This is a genomic window from Mycolicibacterium baixiangningiae, assembly GCF_016313185.1.
Lineage (GTDB): Bacteria > Actinomycetota > Actinomycetes > Mycobacteriales > Mycobacteriaceae > Mycobacterium > Mycobacterium baixiangningiae.
This window is the reverse complement of record NZ_CP066218.1, coordinates 4,389,163-4,411,887: the sequence shown is the minus strand read 5'-3', so window position 1 is coordinate 4,411,887 and position 22,725 is coordinate 4,389,163. Positions and strand designations below refer to the sequence as shown.

General features: G+C 69.0%; 28 protein-coding genes. 9 read left to right on the top strand and 19 right to left on the bottom strand.

From position 1 onward, the window contains the following. Positions 1-9: 9 nt before the first annotated feature. Positions 10-102, bottom strand: coding sequence for a 50S ribosomal protein bL37 (locus I7X18_RS30130; protein ID WP_003882799.1), 93 nt, complete (start codon positions 100-102; stop codon positions 10-12). Positions 103-249: 147 nt separating this feature from the next. Here I7X18_RS30130 and I7X18_RS20845 point away from each other — a divergent pair, with 147 nt between their 5' ends. After that, positions 250-465 (top strand): biotin/lipoyl-binding carrier protein, encoded by a 216-nt coding sequence (locus tag I7X18_RS20845; protein WP_059089178.1) that lies wholly within the window; start codon positions 250-252, stop codon positions 463-465. A 28-nt stretch (positions 466-493) separates the two neighbouring features. Further along, a complete protein-coding gene (locus I7X18_RS20840) occupies positions 494-1,984 on the top strand; it encodes a two-component system sensor histidine kinase PdtaS (protein ID WP_193043897.1) in 1,491 nt (496 codons plus the stop codon). Between the two features lie 177 nt (positions 1,985-2,161). Here I7X18_RS20840 and whiB1 read toward each other — a convergent pair whose 3' ends face one another. Together whiB1 and I7X18_RS20830 are read right to left on the bottom strand one after the other, a co-directional pair. After that, positions 2,162-2,416, bottom strand: coding sequence for a transcriptional regulator WhiB1 (gene whiB1, locus I7X18_RS20835; RefSeq protein ID WP_011558794.1), 255 nt, complete (start codon positions 2,414-2,416; stop codon positions 2,162-2,164). Between the two features lie 245 nt (positions 2,417-2,661). Next, positions 2,662-3,615 carry a diacylglycerol/lipid kinase family protein gene (locus tag I7X18_RS20830; RefSeq protein ID WP_193043896.1) on the bottom strand — a complete coding sequence of 318 codons (954 nt, stop codon included), beginning with the start codon at positions 3,613-3,615 and terminating at the stop codon, positions 2,662-2,664. 39 nt (positions 3,616-3,654) lie between these two features. Between I7X18_RS20830 and I7X18_RS20825 the strand changes: the two genes are divergently transcribed. Then, positions 3,655-4,077: a hypothetical protein gene (locus tag I7X18_RS20825; protein WP_193043895.1), complete on the top strand. Its 423-nt coding sequence runs from the start codon at positions 3,655-3,657 to the stop codon at positions 4,075-4,077. Here I7X18_RS20825 and I7X18_RS20820 read toward each other — a convergent pair. From I7X18_RS20820 to I7X18_RS20810, 3 genes are read right to left on the bottom strand one after another with little or no spacing between them, the layout of a single operon-like run. Further along, positions 4,032-4,511 carry a GNAT family N-acetyltransferase gene (locus I7X18_RS20820; RefSeq protein WP_193043894.1) on the bottom strand — a complete coding sequence of 160 codons (480 nt, stop codon included), beginning with the start codon at positions 4,509-4,511 and terminating at the stop codon, positions 4,032-4,034. The two genes, I7X18_RS20825 and I7X18_RS20820, sit on opposite strands and share 46 nt — an antisense overlap. Then, entirely contained in the window at positions 4,508-5,623 is a 1,116-nt protein-coding gene (locus I7X18_RS20815) for an isochorismate synthase (RefSeq protein ID WP_232375292.1), read from the bottom strand. Before I7X18_RS20815 ends, I7X18_RS20820 begins: the two co-directional genes overlap by 4 nt. Continuing rightward, a complete protein-coding gene (locus tag I7X18_RS20810) occupies positions 5,620-6,231 on the bottom strand; it encodes an acid phosphatase (protein ID WP_193043892.1) in 612 nt (203 codons plus the stop codon). The genes I7X18_RS20815 and I7X18_RS20810 overlap by 4 nt, the downstream gene beginning before the upstream one ends. Before the next feature lie 51 nt (positions 6,232-6,282). On the opposite strand from I7X18_RS20810, the gene I7X18_RS20805 reads away from it, so the two are divergent. Next, positions 6,283-7,086, top strand: coding sequence for a ParA family protein (locus I7X18_RS20805; RefSeq protein WP_193043891.1), 804 nt, complete (start codon positions 6,283-6,285; stop codon positions 7,084-7,086). A 9-nt stretch (positions 7,087-7,095) separates the two neighbouring features. Here the strand turns inward: I7X18_RS20805 and I7X18_RS20800 are convergent, their stop codons facing one another. The 9 genes from I7X18_RS20800 to I7X18_RS20760 form a co-directional block, all read right to left on the bottom strand. Next, positions 7,096-7,734 carry an HD domain-containing protein gene (locus I7X18_RS20800; protein ID WP_193043890.1) on the bottom strand — a complete coding sequence of 213 codons (639 nt, stop codon included), beginning with the start codon at positions 7,732-7,734 and terminating at the stop codon, positions 7,096-7,098. Next, entirely contained in the window at positions 7,734-8,669 is a 936-nt protein-coding gene (locus I7X18_RS20795) for an NADP-dependent oxidoreductase (RefSeq protein WP_193043889.1), read from the bottom strand. Before I7X18_RS20795 ends, I7X18_RS20800 begins: the two co-directional genes overlap by 1 nt. Positions 8,670-8,673: 4 nt before the next feature. After that, on the bottom strand, positions 8,674-9,084 hold the full coding sequence (locus I7X18_RS20790; protein ID WP_193043888.1) for a cupin domain-containing protein: 411 nt from the start codon (positions 9,082-9,084) through the stop codon (positions 8,674-8,676). 77 nt (positions 9,085-9,161) lie between these two features. After that, on the bottom strand, positions 9,162-10,598 hold the full coding sequence (gene pdxR / locus I7X18_RS20785) for a MocR-like pyridoxine biosynthesis transcription factor PdxR (protein ID WP_193043887.1): 1,437 nt from the start codon (positions 10,596-10,598) through the stop codon (positions 9,162-9,164). Further along, positions 10,576-10,911, bottom strand: a complete 336-nt coding sequence (locus I7X18_RS20780) for a nitrile hydratase accessory protein (RefSeq protein WP_193043886.1) — start codon at positions 10,909-10,911, stop codon at positions 10,576-10,578. The genes pdxR and I7X18_RS20780 overlap by 23 nt, the downstream gene beginning before the upstream one ends. 6 nt (positions 10,912-10,917) lie before the next feature. Then, the gene (nthA, locus tag I7X18_RS20775) at positions 10,918-11,514 is read right to left on the bottom strand and encodes a nitrile hydratase subunit alpha (RefSeq protein ID WP_193043885.1); all 597 of its coding nucleotides are present in this window, start codon (positions 11,512-11,514) and stop codon (positions 10,918-10,920) included. Continuing rightward, complete coding sequence (nthB, locus tag I7X18_RS20770; protein WP_193043884.1) at positions 11,511-12,176, bottom strand: nitrile hydratase subunit beta; 666 nt, start codon at positions 12,174-12,176, stop codon at positions 11,511-11,513. Before nthB ends, nthA begins: the two co-directional genes overlap by 4 nt. Positions 12,177-12,248: 72 nt before the next feature. Then, complete coding sequence (locus tag I7X18_RS20765; RefSeq protein WP_193043883.1) at positions 12,249-13,460, bottom strand: Rv3212 family protein; 1,212 nt, start codon at positions 13,458-13,460, stop codon at positions 12,249-12,251. A 20-nt stretch (positions 13,461-13,480) separates the two neighbouring features. Further along, entirely contained in the window at positions 13,481-15,082 is a 1,602-nt protein-coding gene (locus I7X18_RS20760; RefSeq protein ID WP_193043882.1) for a DEAD/DEAH box helicase, read from the bottom strand. A gap of 234 nt (positions 15,083-15,316) precedes the next feature. On the opposite strand from I7X18_RS20760, the gene I7X18_RS20755 reads away from it, so the two are divergent. Then, on the top strand, positions 15,317-16,021 hold the full coding sequence (locus tag I7X18_RS20755; RefSeq protein WP_193043881.1) for a ferritin-like fold-containing protein: 705 nt from the start codon (positions 15,317-15,319) through the stop codon (positions 16,019-16,021). Between the two features lie 3 nt (positions 16,022-16,024). Here I7X18_RS20755 and I7X18_RS20750 read toward each other — a convergent pair whose 3' ends face one another. Continuing rightward, on the bottom strand, positions 16,025-16,924 hold the full coding sequence (locus I7X18_RS20750; RefSeq protein WP_193043880.1) for an MmpS family transport accessory protein: 900 nt from the start codon (positions 16,922-16,924) through the stop codon (positions 16,025-16,027). 269 nt (positions 16,925-17,193) lie between these two features. Here I7X18_RS20750 and I7X18_RS20745 point away from each other — a divergent pair, with 269 nt between their 5' ends. Continuing rightward, positions 17,194-17,448, top strand: a complete 255-nt coding sequence (locus tag I7X18_RS20745; protein WP_193043879.1) for a DUF3107 domain-containing protein — start codon at positions 17,194-17,196, stop codon at positions 17,446-17,448. Here the strand turns inward: I7X18_RS20745 and I7X18_RS20740 are convergent. Next, on the bottom strand, positions 17,435-18,121 hold the full coding sequence (locus I7X18_RS20740) for an HTH-type transcriptional activator FasR (protein ID WP_193044034.1): 687 nt from the start codon (positions 18,119-18,121) through the stop codon (positions 17,435-17,437). The two genes, I7X18_RS20745 and I7X18_RS20740, sit on opposite strands and share 14 nt — an antisense overlap. A gap of 198 nt (positions 18,122-18,319) precedes the next feature. Here I7X18_RS20740 and I7X18_RS20735 point away from each other — a divergent pair, with 198 nt between their 5' ends. From I7X18_RS20735 to I7X18_RS20725, 3 genes are all read left to right on the top strand, one after another. Continuing rightward, positions 18,320-19,363 carry a DUF3152 domain-containing protein gene (locus I7X18_RS20735; RefSeq protein ID WP_193043878.1) on the top strand — a complete coding sequence of 348 codons (1,044 nt, stop codon included), beginning with the start codon at positions 18,320-18,322 and terminating at the stop codon, positions 19,361-19,363. A gap of 119 nt (positions 19,364-19,482) precedes the next feature. Beyond that, the gene (gene moeZ / locus I7X18_RS20730) at positions 19,483-20,649 is read left to right on the top strand and encodes an adenylyltransferase/sulfurtransferase MoeZ (protein ID WP_193044033.1); all 1,167 of its coding nucleotides are present in this window, start codon (positions 19,483-19,485) and stop codon (positions 20,647-20,649) included. A gap of 88 nt (positions 20,650-20,737) precedes the next feature. Then, positions 20,738-21,592 (top strand): TIGR02569 family protein, encoded by an 855-nt coding sequence (locus I7X18_RS20725; RefSeq protein ID WP_193043877.1) that lies wholly within the window; start codon positions 20,738-20,740, stop codon positions 21,590-21,592. Here the strand turns inward: I7X18_RS20725 and I7X18_RS20720 are convergent, their stop codons facing one another. Both I7X18_RS20720 and I7X18_RS20715 read right to left on the bottom strand, forming a co-directional pair. Further along, complete coding sequence (locus I7X18_RS20720; RefSeq protein ID WP_193043876.1) at positions 21,593-21,889, bottom strand: MGMT family protein; 297 nt, start codon at positions 21,887-21,889, stop codon at positions 21,593-21,595. A 2-nt stretch (positions 21,890-21,891) separates the two neighbouring features. After that, positions 21,892-22,674, bottom strand: a complete 783-nt coding sequence (locus I7X18_RS20715; RefSeq protein ID WP_193043875.1) for an alpha/beta fold hydrolase — start codon at positions 22,672-22,674, stop codon at positions 21,892-21,894. Between the last annotated feature and the right edge of the window lie 51 nt (positions 22,675-22,725).

Genomic DNA, 22,725 nt, shown 5'->3' with positions numbered 1-22,725 from the left:
GTGCTGTGGTCAGCGCACCGACTTCGAACCGGCGTTGGGTCGCTTGCCGTGGTTGGCCTTGGAATGCTTACGGTCACGCTTCTTGCGGCCACGCTTGGCCATGGTGTTCCTCCGTGTGGTCAAAGTTTGTCCGGCCCGCATACCGCAGGCGGCTTCGCACCATTGTCTCATGGCCCGGCGAATGCTCTGGCGACGCGGTATGTGGTTCGATAGACCGGCAGGCAACAGCCGAGGATGAGTGGGGTGAAGATGGCCGAGGACGTTCGCGCGGAGATCGTGGCCAGTGTGCTCGAGGTCGTGGTTCACGAAGGCGATCAGATCGGCGAGGGCGACACCCTGGTGCTGTTGGAGTCCATGAAGATGGAGATCCCGGTGCTGGCCGAGGTTGCGGGCACGGTGACCAAGGTCAACGTTGCCGAGGGCGACGTCATCCAGGCCGGTGACCTCATCGCGGTGATCAGCTAGCGCACGTCGGCGCTGCTGGTAGAGCAATATGTCGACACTCGGTGATCTGCTCGCCGAGCACACCGTGCTGCCCGGCAACGCCGTCGACCATCTGCATGCGGTGGTGGGCGAATGGCAACTGCTGGCTGATCTGTCCTTCGCCGACTACCTGATGTGGGTGCGTCGTGACGACGGTGTGCAGGTGTGTGTGGCGCAGGTGCGGCCCAACACCGCCCCGACCGTGCTGCTGGCCGACGCCGTGGGCACCACCGCGATTCCCGAGACCATGCCGTTGGTCACCGCGACCTTCGAGTCGGGCACCATCGGCAGGGAAGGGCCTGCGGCGCAGACCGATTCGCCCGGGTTGAATGTCGAAGCCGTACCGGTGCGCTACGGCGACGCCGTGGTCGCGGTGCTCACCCATCAGACCGCGCTGGCGGCGAGGCGGACCGCGAGCCCACTGGAGATCGCCTATCTGGACTGTGCGGGCGATCTGCTGCTCATGTTGTCCGAGGGCACGTTTCCCAATGTCGGTGATCTCGCGATGTCACGGTCCAGCCCGCGGGTGGGGGACGGGTTCATCCGGCTGGACGGTGCCGGCAACGTCGTGTTCGCCAGCCCCAACGCGATCTCGGCGTATCACCGCATGGGGCTGACCGCCGAACTCGAGGGTCACAACCTGGTGACGGTGACCCGTCCGCTGATCTCCGACCCCTTCGAGGCTCAGGAACTGGCCAACCATGTGCGTGATTCGCTCGGAGGCGGATCGAGCATGCGCATGGAGGTGGACGCGGGCGGCGCGGCGGTGTTGCTGCGCACGCTGCCGTTGGTGGTCCACGGCTCCGCGGTAGGGGCCGCCGTGCTGATCCGCGATGTCACCGAGGTGAAGCGGCGCGATCGCGCGCTGCTCTCGAAGGACGCGACGATCCGGGAGATCCATCACCGGGTCAAGAACAACCTGCAGACGGTGGCGGCGCTGCTACGCCTGCAGGCGCGGCGCACCAACAACGCCGAGGGCCGCGAGGCGCTGATGGAGTCGGTCCGGCGGGTGTCGTCGATCGCTCAGGTGCACGACGCGCTGTCGATGTCGGTGGACGAAGAGGTCAACCTCGACGAGGTGGTGGACCGCATCCTGCCGATCATGAACGACGTGGCCAGCGTCGGCCCGCCGATCCGGATCAAACGCGAGGGCGATCTCGGTGTGCTCGACGCCGACCGTGCGACCGCACTGATCATGGTGATCACGGAGTTGGTGCAGAACGCGATCGAGCACGCATTCGATGCCAACACCGCGCACGGCAGTGTCACCATCCGCGCGGAGCGGTCGGCACGGTGGCTCGACGTGGTGGTCCATGACGACGGGCGGGGCCTGCCGGCAGGATTCAGCTTGGAGAAGGCCGATCGGCTGGGGCTGCAGATCGTCCGGACGCTGGTGTCGGCCGAGTTGGACGGTTCGCTCGGGATGCACGATGTGTCGAGCGGCGGGACGGATGTGGTGCTGAGGGTCCCGCTGGGGCGCCGCGGCAGGGCCGCGCTGTAAGGCACAGCGGCAGGGCCGCGCTGTAAGGCACAGCGGCAGGGCCGCGCAGTGGGGACAGTGGCCGAAACAATGAATTCCGCGGCATGCGACGCGCAATACATTCGCCACCAGAGAATGGCGTGGAACACAGTGAAGGCCCCGACTTTCGTCGGGGCCTTCACTGATGCTGCGACGCGATCAGACTCCGCTGCGGGCCTTGGTCCGCGCGTTGCGACGCTTGAGGGCGCGACGCTCGTCCTCGCTCATGCCGCCCCACACGCCTGCGTCCTGACCGGACTCCAACGCCCAGCTCAGGCACTCCGTGGTGACGGGGCAACGGTTGCAGACGAGCTTCGCGTCGGCGATCTGCGCGAGGGCAGGCCCGCTGTTCCCAACCGGGAAGAACAGCTCCGGATCCTCGTCGCGACAGACGGCCTTATGGCGCCAATCCATTGTTATAACTCCTCACTATGTGCGCAGCAGAGCGCACGAGCTTTTCTTCGGCTGTTAACGCGTGCACACGAATTGTTTCTGCACTGTTGCATCCGATGCTTTCACAGGCTCGACGGATGTCAAGGGAAGCGCGTTAACACGTGGGCAATGTCACTGCAGGGCCGTGTTACCTGACCCTCTACCCCGTCGTACTAGACTTAACCCACTTACGCCCTGATTTCATTCGGGCGATCTCCGCTGGCAGGTCAGAGCGTTTGAGGGGATGGCGCGACCACGGCCAGCGCATCGGGGACCGACGTGAACGTCATGGTTTCCCGCAGGCCGATGTAATCTCCGTCGATCTGACAGGACACCGGGACGTGTGCGGTGATCCGGACCCACGGCAGATCGTCGTCGCGAAGCAGGTGGCGCGCCACCGGGTCGGGTTCGCGGGCGAACATCTGCCGTGCCAACCGCAGGTTCGCCCACGCGTTCATGCTGGTGGTGGCGAACACCCCCAGGCCGGTCTCGAACGTCGTACCCGGGTTGGTCCAGATCGGCCTCGCGTTGGCGTAGGTCCACGGGCTGGAGTTCGACACGAACGCGAAGTGCACTCCGGCGTCCGGTTCGCGGTCGGGCCGGTGCAGCGTCAGCGTCGGTTCTCTGCGCACGCTGGCGAGCAGCTCGCGCACCGCGACGCGGATGTAGCGCGAGGCGGTGACCTTGCGGCCTTTGGCCCGCTGCGCCTCCACGGCGGCGACCACATCGCCGTCGACACCCATCCCCGCGGTGAACACCGCCCAGCGCTCCCCGCAGTCCATCAGTCCGATGCGCCGCCACACTCCGGTGCGGCGGTAGTCGCCGAGTAGGTCGACGAGCTGGTTGGTGGCCTCGATGGGGTCGGGGCTGATGCCCAGCGCCCGGGCGAACACGTTCGCCGAGCCGCCCGGTACGACGCCGACGGCGGGCGCGTCGAGATGCGTGCCGCGCCCGCTGAGCACCCCGTTGACGACTTCGTTCACGGTGCCGTCGCCCCCGTGCACGATGAGCACGTCGACGCCGTCACGCGCCGCGTCGCGGCCGATCTCGATGGCGTGGCCGCGGTGGTCGGTATGGGCGACGGTCAGCTCGACACGGCTTTCCAGCGCGTGGGCGAGTAGGTCGCGGCCTGCCGCGGTGGTCGAGGTGGCGTTCGGGTTGACGATCAGCACGGCACGCACGAGGCATGAGCCTAATCGCGAACATCTAGGCTCGACGTCGTGACCGTTCCCTCGCCGTCAACCGTGCGTCAGGCCGCCGTGCTGGTGGCGATCGAGGGTGTGATCGGTGTGGTGGCCGCGGTGGTCTATCTCGTCAGCGGCTTCGTCCGCGCGGAGGAGGCCGGTCTCAACAAGTTCGGTACGGCGGCGTGGTTCGCGATCGTCGGTGGCGGGGTGGTCGCGGCCGGATGGGCCCTGTGGACCGGGCGGCGGTGGGGACGCGGTATCGCGGTGTTCGCCCAGCTACTGCTGCTGCCGGTGACGTGGTACGTCGCGGTCGGATCGCATCAGTGGTTCTACGGCATCCCGGTCGCCGTGGTCGCGGTGAGCGCTCTGCTGCTGTTGTTCAGCCGGTCGGCGTTGGAGTGGCTGGGCGCTCAGGACTCCGCGAGCGCCGACAACTCCGGACCCGACACCCGGTAGGTGATCCAGTCGGTCTGCGGTCTGCCGCCGACGGCGTCGTAGAGGGCGATCGCGTTGACGTTCCAGTCGAGCACCGCCCACGACAGCCTGCTGTAGCCGTTGGTGACGCATTCGCGGGCCAGCGTCGACAACAAGGTGCGTGCCAGACCGCGACGGCGATACTGCGGCCGGACGAAGAGATCCTCGAGATAGATGCCCGCCACGCCGTCCCAGGTGGAGAAACTGTAGAACCACAGCGCTCCGGCAGCGGGTTCACCGTCGACCTCGACGAGGTGGCCGTAGACGCGGGGCTGGTCACCGAAAAGCGCGTCGCGCATGCGGCTATCGGTGACGGTGCATTCGGCCGAGGCCCGTTCGAACGCGGCGAGTTCGTGCACCATCGCGGTGAGCTCCACCTCGTCGCCGGGCTGGACCCGGCGGATGTTCACGGTCATTGCGCTACTCCCAGTGCGGACAGGATCGTGGTGAATTTCGTTGTGGTCTCCGCCAGTTCGTCGTCCGGATCGGATTCGGCGACGATCCCGCCGCCGGAGTGTGCGACTGCGCTACGACGGTCGGCTGCCAGCTGGGCGCACCGGATGGACACCACCCAGCGGCCGTCGCCGGCGGCGTCGCACCACCCCACGGCTCCGGCGTAGAAGCCACGGTCGCCTTCCAGTTGCTTGATGAGCGCGGCGGCCACGTCGGTGGGCACGCCCCCGACGGCCGGGGTGGGATGCAGTGCAACGGCCAGATCCAGGGCGGTGGTCGACGTTTCGCGCAGTCGGCCGGTGATCTGCGTGCTCAGGTGCCAGACGGCGGCGGTCGCGCTGAGATGCGGTGTCGGGGCGATCTGCAGATCCACGCAGAAGGGGTCGAGGGCCTTGCGCACCTCGTCGATCACGATGGCGTGCTCGTGCCGGTTCTTGGCCGAGTCGGCGAGGGCGGCGCCACTGGCCCGGTCCGCTTCGGGATCGGCGAAGCGCGGCGCAGAACCGGCGAACGGCTGACACGTCACCACCCCACCGCGCCGGGCCACCAGCAGTTCGGGACTCGCGCCGATCAACGCCGTACCGCGGTAGCGGTCACCGGCCCCGCTGAGATCCGCCAGATACGCGTTCGCGCCGGCGTCGTCGGCGACCAGGCGCCGCAGCAGGGTTCGGGAATCCAGCGGCCCGTCGGCGGTCAGGTGCAACGCCCGCGCCAGGACGACCTTGTGCAGCCCGGTTCGGGGGTCGTTGAGGGCGCGCACCGCGCTCGCCACGCGCGTCCGGTGCTCCTGCGGCGTGGGCACGAATTCGGCGATCCGCACCGCGGGCGGGTCCGCGGTGGCCCAGTCCGGCAGCGCATCGAGGAATCCGACCTCCCGCGGTCGGAACAGCGCGGTCGGTGTGGTCAGGTCAAAAGGCAAGGCGCCCAGCACGATCGGCGTGTCGCCTGAGGCCAGTGCGGCGCGGGCGGTGTGCAGCGCCGGGTAGGCGGTGTGCACGCCGTTCGCGAGTACGACGTCGCGCGCACCGGTGAGGACGAAACTCGGCCCGGTTTCGGGCGCCGTCGGGCTGGTCACGTCGGCAGGCACGGATGCGGGTACCCGGTCAGTGCCAACGCACTGATCTGGCGCACTCCGTGCTCCCAGCCGCATACCGCGATCGATGCCGCCACCATCGCGAACCGGATGCCCTGCGGCAGCGGCAGCTCCGCCCAGCGGGTGATCACGGCGCGCGAGAAGTGCCCGTGGCCGACGAAGACCACGTCGCGGGTTTCGAGGTGTTCCAGCGCCAATGCGACCGCGCGGTCGGCGCGTTCGCACACATCCTCGACGCTTTCGCCGCCGGGGCAGCCGTGCGTCCACACCAGCCAATCCGGGTCGGATTCGCGGATCTCCGGTGTCGTGCGGCCTTCGTAGTCGCCGTAATCCCACTCGACGAGTGCGTCGGACACCTCGTCGACGGTCAGCCCGGCAAGCGCCGCGGTGTCGAGTGCGCGTCGGCGCGGACTGCTGATCACCAGCGGGTTGTCCAACGTCAACCGCGCCAGCGCGTCGGCCGTTTGAGCCGCCTGTTCGCGACCGGTGTCGGTCAGATCGAGGTCGGTGCGGCTGGTGTGCCGTCCGGAGCGCGACCACTCCGTCTCGCCGTGGCGGATGAGCAGAAGTCGATGGTCGGTCAGGCTCACACCCGCCGATTCTGCCGCACGGCCGTGTGAAGGGGCGGTGCGCGTGTCAGTATGGCAAATGTGACGCGGGTACTGGCGGTCGCCAATCAAAAGGGTGGGGTCGCCAAAACGACGACGGTTGCGTCGTTGGGCGCGGCGATGGCGGAGAGCGGCAAGCGGGTGTTGCTCGTCGACCTGGATCCACAGGGGTCGTTGACGTTCTCGCTGGGCCACGACCCCGACAAGTTGCCGGTGTCGGTGCACGAGGTACTGCTCGGGGACGTAGAGCCGGACGCGGCGCTGGTGGAGACGCCCGAAGGGATGGCGTTGCTGCCGGCCAACATCGACCTCGCCGGCGCCGAGGCGATGCTGCTGATGCGCGCCGGGCGCGAGCATGCGCTCAAACGCGCGCTGGCGAAGTTGAGCGGCACCTACGACGTGGTGCTGATCGACTGTCCGCCGTCACTCGGCGTGCTCACGCTGAACGGTCTGACCGCCGCCGACGAGGTCATCGTGCCCCTGCAGTGCGAGATGTTGGCGCACCGGGGAGTGGGACAGTTCCTGCGGACGGTGTCGGACGTCCAGGCGATCACCAACCCGGACCTGAAGCTTCTCGGCGCGTTGCCCACGCTGTACGACTCGCGCACCACGCACAGCCGTGACGTGTTGTTCGACGTCGTCGACCGTTACCAGCTGCCCGTGCTGTCGCCGCCGATCCCGCGCACCGTGCGGTTCGCCGAGGCGAGTGCATCGGGTTCGTCGGTGCTCGCGGGGCGCAAGAACAAGGGTGCGCTCGCCTACCGGGAGCTGGCGACCGCGTTGCTCACGCACTGGAAGAACGGCAAGGACATGCCGACCTACGCCCCGGATCTCTGAGCCGGCGGCTCACTGCGGCAGCGGGTTGTTCACGATGAGGTCGACCAGGTCGATCCGGGTGAAGTCGGGGTCGAACCGCGCCAGGACGTCGGCGTTCATCGTGCCGAAGGTCGTCTGCGGCCGCTCCTTCATGCCGTCGTGAAAAGCGTGCAGCATCCCGTCGGGGAAGTTCGTCCGCGGATGTGCGGCACACACCTCGGCGATCTCCTCCGGTGTCAGCGCGTCGGCTCCCGCCCCCACCACGTCGGTCGCCACTCCGGCAATGAGGAGCGCGATCTCGGGTTCCAGCCGGTCGGGGATCTCCGGCGTCGAATGCAGGGCGATCGCGAGCCAGACGGTGCGGATCGCGCCTTGCGGACAGCCGTGGTCGGCCAGAAAAGTGCGTGCCGCGTCCGCGCCGTCGAGTTCGAACCGCTGATCGGTCCTGCGGTATCGGGGGGTCAGGCCGAGGTCGTGGAACATGGCCGCCGCGTAGAGCAGTTCGGGGTCGGGCTCCAGGCCGCGGTGGCGGCCGTGCGGCATGGCCCACAGATACGAACGCCGGGAGTGGCCGAACAGAGTTTCGTCGGCCGCACCGCTGACCAGGCCGGTGACGTCCCGGGCCATCGCCGAGTCCGGAATACCCACTCCCGCAATGCTTTCCGTCATCATCGTCTTCTCTCGGGTTCGTCGGGGACACGGATGACGGTCTTGCCCGGCATGCGTCGCGCCGGATCGAACGCCGCAGGCGCCTCGTCGAGTGCGCACACATTCACCGAGGGCGGGCGCAGCCGTCCGTCCCGCATCCGCCGTTGCAGATCCAGCAGACCGGCGCGGTCGGGTTCGACGACGAAGAACATCGCCCGTCCGCCGTCCGGTGGTATCCGGGGCGGTTCGGCGACGCTCACCAGCACCCCGCCCGGACGCACGAGCTCGGCCGAGCGGTCGAGGACATCACCGCCGATCACGTCGAACACCACATCGACCGCACCGGCGTCGGTCAGGGCGTCGCGCTGCAGGTCCAGGAACGCCGCGGCGCCCAACAACAGCACGGTGTCCCGGTGACTCCCGCGGCCGGTACCGATGACCCGGGCGCCCGCCTCTAGCGCGAGTTGCACCGCGATCCAGCCGACCGCACCGGCGGCGCCGTGGATCAGCACGGTCTGCCCGGCGACCAGGTGTGCGTGGTGAAACAGGGCCTGGAACGCGGTGAGACCGGAGATCGGTATCGCGGCCGCCACCGTGTGGTCGACGTCGGCCGCCAGCGGCGCAAGGTTACGTGCTTCCACCGCAACGTATTCGGCGAGGGTGCCGTCGCGGGCCCAGTCGGTGACCCCGAAGACCCGCTGGCCCACGGTCACACCTGTCGTGCCGTATCCCAGCTCGACGACTTCCCCGGACACCTCGTGTCCGGGGATGGTGGGGGTGCGATCCCGGCCGGCGCGATCGGACCACGTTCCAGGCCAGTCGAGTTCGCCGGGGGTGAAGCTCGCCGCGTGCACCCGGACGATGACGTCGTTCTCGGCGGCATGCGGGTACGGCACCTCGGCGGGCGACAGACCCTGAGCACCGGCTGCGCGGTCCCGCGCGATGATCGCTCGCATGTGCTCAGCCGTTGTGCCGCTGCGCACTCGGGTGGCGCAGGTGATCGCGGGCGACGATCTCCTCGGGCGTCAGCATGGTGATCATGTCGATCCCGGGAGCGCAGAGGCACACCGCGAGAAACCGGCTCCGGCTGTGCTGTTCCAGGTTCGCCACCCGGTAGTGCACCACCTCACCGCCCGGTTCCCAGAACGCCTCACCCGCGGAAATCTCCCGCGGCTGCTCGCCTTCGAGTTCGAACAGGATCGCTCCCTCGAGCACGTAACCGAAGACCGGTCCCGAATGACGGTGTGGCGCCAATCCCTCGTCCGCAGGCGGCAATTCGACGATCTGCGTCATCACGTGCGCACCCGGTGGGATCCACGGCGGTGTGACGCACAGAAGGTCCGACACCTTGACGTTTCCCGTAGCCAGCATGTGTTCGACGCTAATGCCGTCGCCCGCCGATTCGTGGGCCACTTCGGTCCGGCGAACGGGGGCCAGTGGGGCGCTGATCAGGGCAGCAGATGGACCAGCGCCGCCAGTGCCGCCGACCACGCGCTCGGTGCCGGTGCGGCGAACCCCACGACCACGCCGTCGCGGTCGGACTCGGCGTCGGGATGGCGGTACAGGTCCAGTCCCTCGACCGCCAGCCGTCGCCACGGCGGCCGGCCGGCCAGCCTGCTCTCCCCGCCACCGGACAGCTGCAACACCACGTGCAGTCCGGCGGGCAGGCCGGCGACGACGGTGTCCGGCGAGGCCCGGCTGACTGCCGCCACCAGCTGCTCGCGCCGGCGCCGGTACTGCGCCCGCATCGTGCGGATATGGCGGTCGTAGGCCCCCGACCGGATGAAGTCGGCCATCGCCAGTTGCTCGACGAACCCGCAGGTCGATTCGGTCTCACCCTTCTGGCGGATGACCGCCTCGACGAGCCGGTGGGGGAGGACGAACCAGCCGAGCCGGAGCCCGGGGGCCAGGGACTTGCTGACCGTGCCCAGGTAGACGACACACTCGGGGTCGACGCCGTGTAATGCGCCGACGGGACTGCGGTCGTAGCGGAATTCACCGTCGTAGTCGTCTTCGATGACCACGCCGCCCTTTCGGCGGGCCCAGTCGATGACCGCGGCCCGCCGGTCCGAATGCAGGGGAGCGCCGAGCGGAAACTGATGTGACGGGGTGAGGACGACGGCCCCCACGTCCGGCATGGTGTCGAGCGCACGCACGTCGGCGCCCTCGGGGTCCACCGTCAACGGCGGGCACCGCAGGCCCGCCGCGGTGAGCGAAAGTCGTTGTGTGGGCAGGGCGAACTCCTCGACCGCCACCGCCCCCACCCCGTCATCGGCCAACGCGGCGGCCACCAGATCCAGGCCTTCGGCGGCACCGCTGCAGATGACGATGTCGTCCGGGTCCGAGCGGACGCCGCGCGCCCGCGCCAGGTATTCGGCGAGCGCCTCGCGCAGTTCGGGTCTGCCGTGGGGGTCGGCGTAACCGAACGCCTCGGTGGGTGCGTCGTGCAGCGCCCGCTTCACGGCACGGCTCCACTCCTCGCGGGGAAACGACGACAGGTCAGGGTGTCCGGGCCGTAGATCGTGGTCCGGAGGGCGCGGTGGCGGTCTGGTGCGTCGCGAGGTCAGGGAGCGGAGCACATCGGCCGCCCGCGGGGACACCGTCGTGCCGGAACCGTGCTGCGATGCCAGCCAGCCTTCGGCGACGAGTTCGGAGTACGCGCGCGCCACCGTGTTGCGCGCGACACCCAGGTCGGCGGCCAGTGTGCGGCTCGACGGGAGCCGGGCCCCCGGCGCCAGCCGCCCGGATCGAATGGCGTCCCGCAGGGCTTCCATCAGGCTGTCGCGCACTCGGCCGTGAGGCCGCACCAGATGCAGGTCCAACCCGGCCGCCGCGCCCTGGGGGCCGGTCGGTGGAGCGTGGTCAGTGCCGGTGATCGTGGCCATCGGGGCGCAGTGCCAACGCGCTGGCGCGGGAGGCGACGTGGTCGGTGGACACGGTGCCGCCCGCGGTCAGCACGTCCTCCAGTGCGCCCAGCCAGTGCTGGTAGTAGTGCCAGCCTTGACCGTCGTCGCGGGACTGCCAGTGTGCGATGCGTGCGACCAGGGCGGTTCGGAACTGCGGCCAGGTGAAGACCCCGGCCTCGACCAGCAGGACCGCCATACCGAAAGCGCGGCTCTCCCAAGGCTCGTCGAATACCAGCTCGCCGTTCGCCCGCGGTGGCGCCGCGGCCCCTTCGGTGTCGAGGTCAGCGGTCATACCGGCTCACGGTGCTCCGACCTTGGCGACGCCCACCATGGCTTCGCGGGTGATCAGGGGGACGAGTTGTTGTTCGGTCAGGTGCTCGGTGCCCGCCGGGCGTTCCGGCAGCACCAGCCAACGCACCTCGCTGCTCGAGTCGTGCACGGTGATCTGGACCTCCGGCGCCAGTTCGAGACCCATCTCGGCCAGCACCTGCCGCGGCTCCCTGACCACCCGTGAACGGTAGGCCGGATCCTTGTACCAGCTGGGCGGCAGGCCCAGGAGCTGCCAGGGGTAGCACGAGCACATGGTGCACACCACGACGTGATGGCTGGTCGGGGTGTTCTCCACGACGATGACGTGTTCGGTCTGCCGTCCGAGGAAACCCATGTCGTCGATCGCGGCGGTGCCGTCGTCGAGCAACCGGCGCAGGTACCCCGGATCGGTCCATGCCCTCGCGACGACCTTCGCTCCGTTGAGCGGCCCCACGTGTGTCTGGTAGGTGGTGATGATCGCCTCGAGCGCGCCGGGGTCGACCAGGCCGCGTTCGGTGAGCAACTGTTCGAGTGCCTCGGTGCGCAGGGCCGGGGGAATGCCGCGGCCCGGCTGCGTCGCAGTCATGTGGCCTCCTCCAGGTAGCTCTCGAACAGCTCGATGGTGAGGGTGAACGGTTCGGCGCCGGCGCCCCACAGGTCATGTGAATCGAAGGCGACGGTGTACACGTACTGCGGGTCCTCGCCCCGAAAGTGAGCGTTGGTGTCGGGGAACACGAAGGCGGGTTCGATCAGGGTGACGGCGCCGGTGTGCCCGCGCACGTAGCGCGGCAGCCTGGTGTGCCCGGCCGGTGAGAGGTTCTTCGCCCGTACCCGCGCACCGATGGCGAAGGCCGGCGCCGCTGCCACGTCGCGGACCGAACTCCAGGAGCCCGGGCGGACCTCACCGGCGGCCGGCTCCGGGGTCGGCGGCTCCTCGATCCCCTCACCGCGCAGGTTGCGGGCACGGGCGTCGACGGCGGACGGCGCCAGCAGGGCGCTGTCGGTGAGGATCGACTCGGCTCCGTTGAGCCAGCGACCGAAGTAGCCGTCGTCCAGGTACGCATGGCGGTCCAGCCGCTCCATGGCGTGCCGGAACGAGTCCAGGTTGCCCCCGGCCAGCCGGTTCGCGAGCAGGGTCAGGGCGAACGCCCGGCCCTGCCACGGCTCGGCGAACACCGGCTCGTCGGGCCGCGGTCGCTGGGCGCGGCCCCATCCCTCGGTGCCGCCCATATCGGCGATGCCGTCCATGCGCACCTCCCGAATGTCCGCGAGAAGTCTAGATCGCGTGATCAGTCGGGGTGGGGCGGTTCGCGGGACGCGTCAGCCCAGCACCACCAGTTCGCCGCCGCGCAATTCGACGACGTGGTCGCCGGCCGCCGCGGGCACGACTGCTCCGTCGACCGGTGGACGGGTCAGGGCGATGTGGCGTTCACCCCTGCCGGTGCCTGCTTCGAAGACGTCGTAGCCGTCGGTGACCGGTACCAGCAGGCGATCGGCCATCTCGGTCGCCGGCCCCAGTGGCACGTTCCCTCCCGACGGGGTGACCGTGTACCTGTAGCGCAGGCCGGAGGCGTCGAACACCATCACCGAATCACCGGTCCACCACGTGACCAGGTCGCCCGCCCGCGACGCGACCGCGTCCGCGGCTGCCGGCGCCGGCATCAGGGTGCTGGCGACCGTCGTTCCGGTGTCGTCGATGACGTTGACGGTCGGTGTGGGCGTCGGCAGATAGACGGCCGTCGTGGTGTCCGAGACCGCGATGACACGGGCATCGGAGTCGGCGGGCACGTCGGGCAGTTCGACGATCTTGATATCCGGCATGTCCTCCTCGTCGGAGGGACGCAACAGCGTCAACCGGAGGTCGGGCTCGTTCGGGCAGGCTTCGAGCACCGAGACCGCCGACGAGCTGGCGGCCGCCGAGGTGAGCCGGCACAGTGGCGCCGCGGGCACATCGGGTTTGACCCGCGCATCCAGTGCGCCGTAACTGAGCATGCGGACCATGTCCGAGCGCCAGACCTCGAGTCGGGTGGCGCCGACCGAGAGCACCGTGGTGCCGTCGGAGCTCAGCCTCACCTCGCGGTCGGCGTAGCCCGTGCGCGCGTTCCCGCGCTTGCCTGTCCTGCCGTTGATGGTGCTGACCTGGCCGCACCCCCGCGAGTCCGGGTACACGGCCACCGCATAGTGGTACACCGACGTGACGCCGCACAGGTCGACGTCGCGCGCGTAGCTCCACAGCGTTTTGCCGGTGGCCGGGTCGTGGCCCTGGACCGTCCCACCATCCCCGGTCACGACGCTGCCGCCGACGACGACCGGCAGGCGCGTCTTCGGGCTCGCCGCGCTCCACAGCTCCCGCAGGGCGGCAGGAACCGCGGTGGCGGGCTCGAGGTCGGGTATTGCCGACGCGGCGGGCTGACTGATGGTGGCCCGGGCGTCGCTGGTCCACCAGACCAGCCCCGCGACCACCGCGATGACTGCGGCGATCGCCACGGCGGCCATCACATCACCGCGGGTGCGGCGCTCCGGTTTGACCACGGACGATGGTGACCGTCGGGTCAGTTGGTCGTGGACGCGGCCTTGCGCGGACGCCGACGGCGGCGCCGACGCGCGGCCTGGGTGGCCTCATCGCCGGCGTCGGTCTCCGCACCCTCGGCGGCCGGCTCCTCGGAAGACGCCTCGGACGATGCCTCGACGTGTCCGCTGACGGGTTCGCCGGCGCGGGTACGGCGACGGCTGCGGGAGCGTGAGCGCGCCGGCTTGTCGTCACCGTCGCGCTCGCTGCGCTCAGAGCGGTCGGTGCGGTCGCTGCGCTCAGTGCGGTCGGTGCGGCCGGCACGCTTGGCGGGTGCCTTCGTGCGCGCTTCGCCCACGGAGCTGCCCGCGTCGGTGGGGATGTTCAGCTCTTCGTAGAGGTGCGGGGAGTTCGAGTAGGTCTCGGCGGGATCGGGCGTGTCCAGGCCGAGTGCCTTGTCGATCATCGACCAGCGGGGCAGCTCGTCCCAGTCGACGAGCGTGACCGCGATGCCGGTCTTGCCGGCGCGGCCGGTGCGGCCGATGCGGTGGACGTAGGCCTGCTCGTCTTCGGGGATCTGGAAGTTGATGACGTGGGTGATGTCGTCGATGTCGATACCCCGGGCGGCGACGTCGGTGGCGACCAGCACGTCGACCTCGCCGGCGCGGAAGGATTTGAGGGCCTTCTCGCGGGCGATCTGACCGAGGTCACCGTGCACAGCGCCGACCTTGAAGCCGCGCTCGGCCAGCTCGTCGGCCACCTTCTGCGCGGTGCGCTTGGTGCGGGTGAAGATCATCGTCGCGCCGCGGCCGTCGGCCTGCAGGATGCGGCTGACCATCTCGACCTTGTCGAGCGCGTGGGCGCGGTAGGCGAACTGTTCGGTGGTGTCATGGGTCTGCGACGACTGCGGGGCCTCGGCACGGATATGCGTCGGCTGCGTCATGAACGTTCGGGCAAGGGTGATGATCGGGTCCGGCATGGTCGCCGAGAACAGCATCGCCTGACGAACGTCGGGGATCTGGCGCAAGATGCGCTCGATGTCGGGCAGGAAGCCCAGGTCGAGCATCTCGTCGGCCTCGTCGAGGACCAGCATGCTCAGCCCGCCGAGCTTCAGGTGGCCCTGCTGGGCGAGATCGAGCAGTCGGCCGGGGGTGCCGATCACGACGTCGACGCCCTTCTGCAGGGCTGCGATCTGTGCCTCGTAGGGTCGCCCGCCGTAAATGGAGGTGACGGACAGCTTGCGGTCACCGGCTCGCAGGTATTTGGCGGCGCCGGCGATGTCCTCGTAGACCTGCAGACACAGCTCACGGGTGGGAACGACGACGAGCGCGCGCGGGATGCCGCTCAGTTCGCGGTCGGGGTCGGTCGTGATGCGCTGGAGCATCGGCACACCAAATGCCAGCGTCTTGCCCATACCGGTCCGGGCCTGGCCGATGAGGTCGTCGCCCGCCAGCGCCATCGGCATGGTCAGTTCCTGGATGGCGAAGGGGTGTTCCTTGCCGTCTTCGGCGAGTGCCCGGACGATCTCTTCGCGGACGCCGAGGTCGGCGAAGGAGATCTTGGCGGGTTCGGCCTCGACGATCTCGGTGATCTCAGTGATTTCAGTAGTTTCGGTGGATTCAGTAGTTTCGGTGGATTCGGTCATGCGTCTTGACAGTGCCTTTCGGGTCGATCCTCGGAGCGCGGATTGTTCACGCGCGCACGAGTTTCGACGAAGTAGCACCGGGGCCCGGTCCTCATAGGTAAGGCAGGCCGACTGCGTGCACGCACATTTCCTGGGAGGCGGCCCGGGTCGTGAATGAGCCACCGCCGACTCCCATACTACCCCGGCCGACTTTGCCGGCGCGTCTGGACGACGCCCGGCGTCTACAGTTGGGCCATGAATTCGACCCAGCCCACGGCCTCCGACGAGCAGATTGCGGGCCGGGCCGGGGCGGGGGTCCAGGCCCACCATCCCGGCGTCGACGAGCTGTTCGCACTGCTCGCCTACGGCGAGGTGGCGGCGTTCTACCGGCTGACCGAGGAAGCGCGCATGGCGCCCAACCTGCGGGGCCGGATCAACATGGCCAGCATGGCGGCCGCCGAGATGAACCACTACGAGTTGCTGCGGGACGCCATGGAGCGCCGCGGAGTCGACATCGTGCCCGCGATGACGAAATACGCCTCCGCACTGGAGAACTACCACCGGCTCACGACGCCGAGCACGTGGCTCGAAGCGCTGGTGAAGACATATGTCGGCGACGCTCTGGCGGCCGATTTCTACTCCGAGATCGCCGACGCCCTGCCCGAGGAGGTGGCTGCGGTGGTGCGCGGCGTGCTGGCCGAAACCGGGCATTCGCAGTTCGTGGTCGCCGAGGTGCGCGCCGCCGTCACCGCCAGCGACCGGCAACGGCACCGGCTGGCGTTGTGGTCGCGGCGGCTACTCGGTGAGGCCATCACGCAGGCGCAGTACGTGCTCGCCGATCACGACGAACTCGTCGACCTCGTGATGTCCGGGGGGGAGGGGCTGCCGCAGATGGCTGAGTTCTTCGACGGGTTGCAGCGGACCCACCACTCCCGGATGCAGGAGCTCGGGCTGGCCTGAGGGCTACTGAGTGCAGGTGGCGAGCATCGAGTTGTCGTTCTGCGCCACCAGCGCCGTGCCGGCGGCGTCGGTGATCGCGCAGTTCAGTTGCCCGCCGACGCTGGTCGCGGTGACCGACTTCAGTTCCACGCCGGGATCGAGCACCACGGTTTTGGACCACGGCAGCGCGACGTTGACCTCGGTCTGCAGGGCGCCCTGCTGGTCGGTGTAGATCACGGTCACCAGGTCGATGAGCTGACGGTTGCCGGTGACGGTGTAGGTGATCGTGCGGGGGTTGGCCGCCGCGGGCGGCGGGGGAGCGACCGCACCGGGGGCCGGCGCCGGCGCGGCACTCGCCGTGGGCGCCGGTGGCGGGGTCGGGGTCACGGTTGTGACCGTTTCGGGTGCCAGCGATGCGACAGGCGGTGGCGCGGGGGCCGCCGTGTCCTGGGGGGCCGCGGTGGCCGGTGGCCGGCTCTGCGTCGGGGCGGCGACGGTCGCCGACACCGAACCGCTGTCTCCGCCGCCGAGGATCACCACCGTGCAGATCACCGCCACGAGCAGGATTCCCGCGGCGACGCCGGCGATCCACTTCCACCGGCTGTCGATGGTCGTGACGTATGCCTCGTAGTCTTCGTAATCCTCGTCGTCCGCGTCGGATTCATGGGGCTCGTAGGCCGTCGTCGCTCCGGAATCCCGGTGCCCGTAGCCGGAGTAGCGCTGTTCGCCGTAGCCGAGATGGTCCTGGCGGCCGCGGTAGGTGTCCTGACCGACTGTGGCATCCGCGTAATGCCGATACCCCGGGTGGTCGGCGGCGGAGTACGGCTCGTGGCTCGGCTGTTCGCCGTAGCCCGGGTAGTCGGCACGCGGACGGTCCACACGTTCGGTCCGGGTCCGCGAATACGGCGAATAGTGCCTGGTCATGATGGCTTTCTGGTAGCTGTCAACGACTCTGCACCCGATGCTAGCGGGACTGGAGTGACAGATGAGGTCTCCAAGCACCCGATTCGGTCACGGTCCGGCCTCGGTTCGATCGCCGGCCCGATACCGGGCGAACACCATTCCCGGAACAACGCGGAGCCGGCCGCTTCGCGCAGCGCGTAATCACCAGGGCGGCGCGGGTGCGGTGGCGTCCACTAGCCTTTCTGCGAGAGCGACAGCAGTCAGCGACGGTACGACGAAAGGGTTCAAGCGTGGAGGTCAAGATCGGTGTCTCGGACAGCCCACGCGAGCTCGTCCTCAACAGCGCACAGACGCCGAGTGAGGTCGAGAAGGTGGTGACCGACGCGCTCACCGAGGGTGCGGGCAGCGTGCTGGCACTCTCGGACGAGAAGGGCCGGCGTTACCTCGTGCAGTCGTCGCGGATCGCCTACGTGGAGATCGGCGCGGCCGATGTCCGGCGAGTGGGGTTCGGCGTGGTCGGCGCGGAGGTCATCAAGAACGGGTGAGCGGCACGTGGGACAGCCCGCCCCAGGCGAAAAGCACCGTGCCGTCGACCGCATCGTCTTTCGAGATCGGCCGTTCGGCATCGAGCCAGTAGCGGGCACAGTCCACGCTGATGGCCACCAGGCCGACCGCGATCATCCTGGCGCGGTGGGCCTCCAGCCCGGAGTCCCGGCTGATCAGGTCGAACACCGCATCGGTACACGCTTCGGTGGCCACCTTGACCTGCGCGGAGACCTGGGGCTCGCTCGTGTAGTCGTTCTCGAAGATCAGCCGGTAGCCCTGGCCGTCGTGCTCGATGAAATCGAAGAACGCCTGCACGGCCGCGCGCAGCCGCTGCCTGTTGTCGGTGGTGGTGCGCAACGCCTGGCGCACGCCGGAGACCATGTTGTCGACATGGCGCTGCAGCACGGCGAGATACAGCTCGAGCTTCGACGAGAAGTGTTGGTAGAGAACCGGTTTGCTCACCCCGGCGCGATCGGCGATCTCGTCCATCCCGGCGGCGTGGTAGCCGCGGTCGACGAAAACCTCGCTGGCGGCGATCAGTAACTGCCCGCGACGCTCATCACGAGGAAGACGATTGCCACGCCGATTGTTACCGCCGGAACCCTTGGGCGAGCCGCTGCCACTGGCCGGCTTGTCGCCTCTCCTCTCAGCGGCGTTGGCGAGATCGCTCATCAAGTCCTCAATCTGGATTCGGCTGGCGCGCGTGGCGGTGCTCGGCCAAGGCGCCCATCGTTCCGACATTACTACCGATGATGTGTGCTGCGCGTCGCGACACCTGCCGCCAAGGCGGTGGCGCGCCGGAAACTCAAGTCCACCGGTCTGTGCCATCCTGTTTTCGTGACCTACGACTCCCGGGGGCGTGGAGGACCAATGGGTCCGGAGCGTCGTGGGGACGGTCGGGTCCCGGCCCTGCGCACCGAGTGGCAAGAGCCGCTGCGCGCCCAGCGGGATCCGCTGCGTGCGCAGCGAGACCCGTTGGCGGTCGACAGTGGACGGGCCCGGTCCAACCGCGACGACCGTCGGCGCTGGCGTAAACAGACCTGGCTCGGCCGATTCGTGTCGACGTACGGGTGGCGGGCGTACGCCCTGCCGGTGCTGGCCGTGCTCACCGTCGTCGTCATCTACCAGACCATCACCGGAACGAGCGTCCCCGAACAGGTCGCCGACGAGGAGGGCCCGGTGCAGGGCCCGCCGACGATCGGCGTGGCCAGCACCGCGATCATCGGTGCGCCGCCCAAGGGCCTCACCCAGTTCGACGCCAACCTGCCGACCGGAATCCTGCCCGCGGGCGGCGCCTTCACCGAGGCCGGCGCCACGACCTGGCACGTCGTTCCCGGCGCTCTGCCGCAGGTCGGCCAGGGAACCACCAAGAACTTCACCTACACCGTCGAGGTCGAGGACGGGCTCGACACCACCGGTTTCGGCGGCGACGAGGGTTTCGCCCGCATGGTGGACCAGACCCTGGCCAACCCCAAGAGCTGGGTGCACAACCCGCAATTCGCGTTCACCCGCATCGACGCCGGTGTGCCCGACTTCCGGGTGTCGCTGACCTCACCGCTGACCATCCGTGAGGGCTGCGGATACGACATCCCGCTCGAGGCGTCCTGCTACAACCCGGCCTACCTCGGGGACCAGCCGAGGGTGTTCATCAACGAGGCGCGCTGGGTGCGCGGGGCGGTGCCGTTCCAGGGTGACATCGGGTCCTACCGGCAGTACGTGATCAACCACGAGGTCGGCCACGCGATCGGTTACCAGCGCCACGAATCCTGTATCGAGAACGGGGCACTCGCGCCGATCATGATGCAGCAGACGTTCTCCACGTCCAACGACGACGCCGCGCGGTTCGACCCGGAGACGGTGCGGGCCGACGGTTTGACGTGCCGCTTCAACCCCTGGCCGTATCCGATCGCCTGACGGGAAGCCTGCGGGCGTTCCCGGCGTTGTAAGGATGCCTATTGTGAAGGTGACTCGACCGCGGACCGTGGTCGACGCACCGCAGACTTGAGGAGATACCGGTGTCCGGGAATGTGGGATTGCCTCCCCTGGTGGAGCCTGCGGGCGAACTGACGCGTGAAGAGGTGGCGCGCTACAGCCGTCACCTGATCATCCCCGACCTCGGCGTCGACGGGCAGAAGCGGCTCAAGAACGCCAGGGTGCTCGTCATCGGCGCGGGCGGTCTCGGCTCGCCGACCCTGCTCTACCTGGCCGCGGCCGGGGTGGGCACCATCGGCATCGTCGAGTTCGACGTCGTCGACGAATCGAATCTGCAGCGCCAGATCATCCACGGGCAGTCCGACATCGGCCGGCCCAAGGCCGAGAGCGCCAGGGACTCGGTTCTGGAGATCAACCCGCTGGTCGAGGTGCGGCTGCACGAATTCCGCCTGGAGCCCGACAACGCGGTGGAATTGTTCGAACAGTACGACCTGATCCTCGACGGCACCGACAACTTCGCCACCCGCTACCTGGTCAACGACGCCGCGGTGCTGGCCCACAAGCCCTACGTGTGGGGTTCGATCTACCGGTTCGAAGGTCAGGTCTCGGTGTTCTGGGAGGACGCCCCCGACGGTCTGGGCCTCAACTACCGCGACCTGTACCCCGAGCCCCCGCCCCCGGGCATGGTTCCGTCCTGCGCCGAGGGCGGAGTGCTGGGAATCCTGTGCGCGTCCATCGCATCGGTGATGGGCACCGAGGCGATCAAGCTGATCACCGGTATCGGCGAACCGCTGCTGGGCAGGCTGATGGTCTACGACGCCCTCGACATGACCTACCGCACGATCAAGATCCGCAAGGATCCGGCGACGCCGAAGATCACCGAGCTGATCGACTACGAGGCGTTCTGCGGGGTGGTCTCCGACGCGGCCGCCGAGGCGGCCGTCGATTCCACCGTCACACCGCGCGAGCTGCGCGAACTCATCGACGCCGGTAAGCCGGTGGCGTTGATCGACGTGCGTGAGCCGGTCGAGTGGGACATCAACCACATCGAGGGCGCGAAGCTGATCCCGAAGTCTGCCATCGAGGCGGGTGACGGGTTGGCGAAGCTGCCGCACGATCGGATTCCCGTGCTGTACTGCAAGACCGGTGTTCGCTCGGCGGAGGCGCTCGCGGCGGTGAAGCGGGCCGGGTTCTCCGAAGCGCTGCACCTGCAGGGCGGCATCGTGGCATGGGCCAGGCAGCTCGAGCCCGACATGGTGATGTACTGACCGGCGTTTGATCTCAGACCTGCAACGGCTCGGCGACACAGCAGGTCAGCGCGTCAATTGTCGGCACTGTCACCGGTAGCCTGACCCTGTGAGTAGTGAGCGCCCGCCCGATCATGTCCTGGCGGCGTTCGGGGTGGTGGGAGTACGTCCGGTACCGCTCGGGTCGAGCTGGGAGGGCGGCTGGCGCTGCGGCGAGGTCGTGCTGTCGATGATTGCCGACCACGCCCGGGCGGCCTGGTCGGCGAAGGTCCGGGAGACGTTGTTCGTCGACGGGGTCCGGTTGGCCCGTCCCGTGCGATCCACCGACGGCCGCTACGTGGTCGCCGGTTGGCGGGCCGACACGTTCGTCGCGGGCACGCCGGAGCCGCGGCACGACGAGGTGGTGTCCGCGGCGGTCCGGTTGCACGAGGCCACGGCGAAGCTCGAGCGGCCGCGTTTCCTGACTCAGCCGCCTGTTGCCCCGTGGGCCGATGTCGACGTGTTCATCGCCGCCGACCGCGCCGCCTGGGAGGAGCGTCCGCTGCATTCGCTGCCGCCGGGCGCACGCGTGGCGCCCGGATCGGCCGACGGACAACGCTCCATCGAACTGATCAACCAGCTGGCCACCCTGCGCCGGCTCACCAAGAGCCCCAGCCAACTGGTGCACGGCGACCTCTACGGCACCGTGCTGTTCGCGGGGGCCGCCGCTCCCGGGATCACCGACATCACGCCGTACTGGCGGCCGGCGCCGTGGGCGGCGGGTGTGGTGGTCGTCGACGCGCTGTCGTGGGGTGAGGCCGACGACGGGCTGATCGAACGCTGGGCATCGCTTCCGGAGTGGCCGCAGATGTTGTTGCGCGCGTTGATGTTCCGCCTGGCCGTGCATGCGCTGCATCCGCGGTCGACGGCTGCGGCGTTCCCGGGGCTGGCCCGCACCGCCGCACTGGTCCGCTTGGCGCTGTAGTCAGAAGGTGTGGCGCACCTCGGCCATCCGCACCCGGCCGTCGATGGCCAGCACCCCTTCGGCGCGCAGCAGTTCGAGTTGCCGGGTGGCCAGATGCGGCGCGGGTCGCCCCGATGCGCTGATCACCCGATGCCACGGCAGGTCCGACGAGTCGGTGCGCATGATCCAGCCGACGATCCGCGGACTCGACAACCCCGCGGCGTCGGCGAGGTCGCCGTAGGTGGTCACACTCCCGGGCGGGATCTGTGCGACCAGTGCGCGGACGGCCTCCACCTGCTCGTCGGTGATGGCCGCCACGGTCAGCGCCGTTCGAGGTGCTCGCGGATGACGGCCGCGGTCTCGGCCGGTTTGGCCTGTCCTACCATGTGATCGCAATCCCACTGCAGCACAGTCAGATCCGACCCGAGGGCGGTATCGAGAGCGGCGGTCAGCTCGTCGGTGACGTAGGGCGGGTCGGTACGGGTCGCGCGGATCAGCGTGGTGGGTGTCCCGTCGCGCGGGATCGTGACCGGCCGGGCCAGCTCACTCCAGTAGGACATCATCGCGGGGATGCTGATTCGCCATCCGCTGCGGCCGTTCGGCAGCGAGATCAGGTGCTCGTCGAGTTCGCGGTCCAGTTCCGCGGGATCGACTTCACCCCACGACCCCGAGACCTTCTCGGCGCGCGCCTCGGCCCGGTCGGTGTAGTCGGGGGAGGCGAACATGTCGTCGGCGATCTCCCGCATCCACTCGCCGTCGAGGCCGACCGCAGGGTCCAGCAGCACGAGCCCCGACACCAGGTCCGGACGCGCCGCCGCCAACGCCAGCGCGACCGCGCCACCGAAGGAGTGGGCCGCCACCACGACCGGTCCACCGCCGTCGGTGTCGACCAGCGCGGCGAGCGCCTCGACGTTGGCGTCCAGCGTCCACGGCGCCGCCCACGACGACCTGCCGTGGCCGATCAAGTCCGGTGCGGCGACGGCGAACTCGGGCAGATACCGGGTCGCCAACGTCTGCCAGCGTTGACCGTGGCCGGTCAGCCCGTGCACAGCCAGCAGCTGCGCGGGTGCCGGCGGACCGTAGCGGTGCACGTACAAGGTCATGTCGACGATGGTGCCAGCCTGCGCCGACGGTGGCTTGTCGTACCCCCGTGG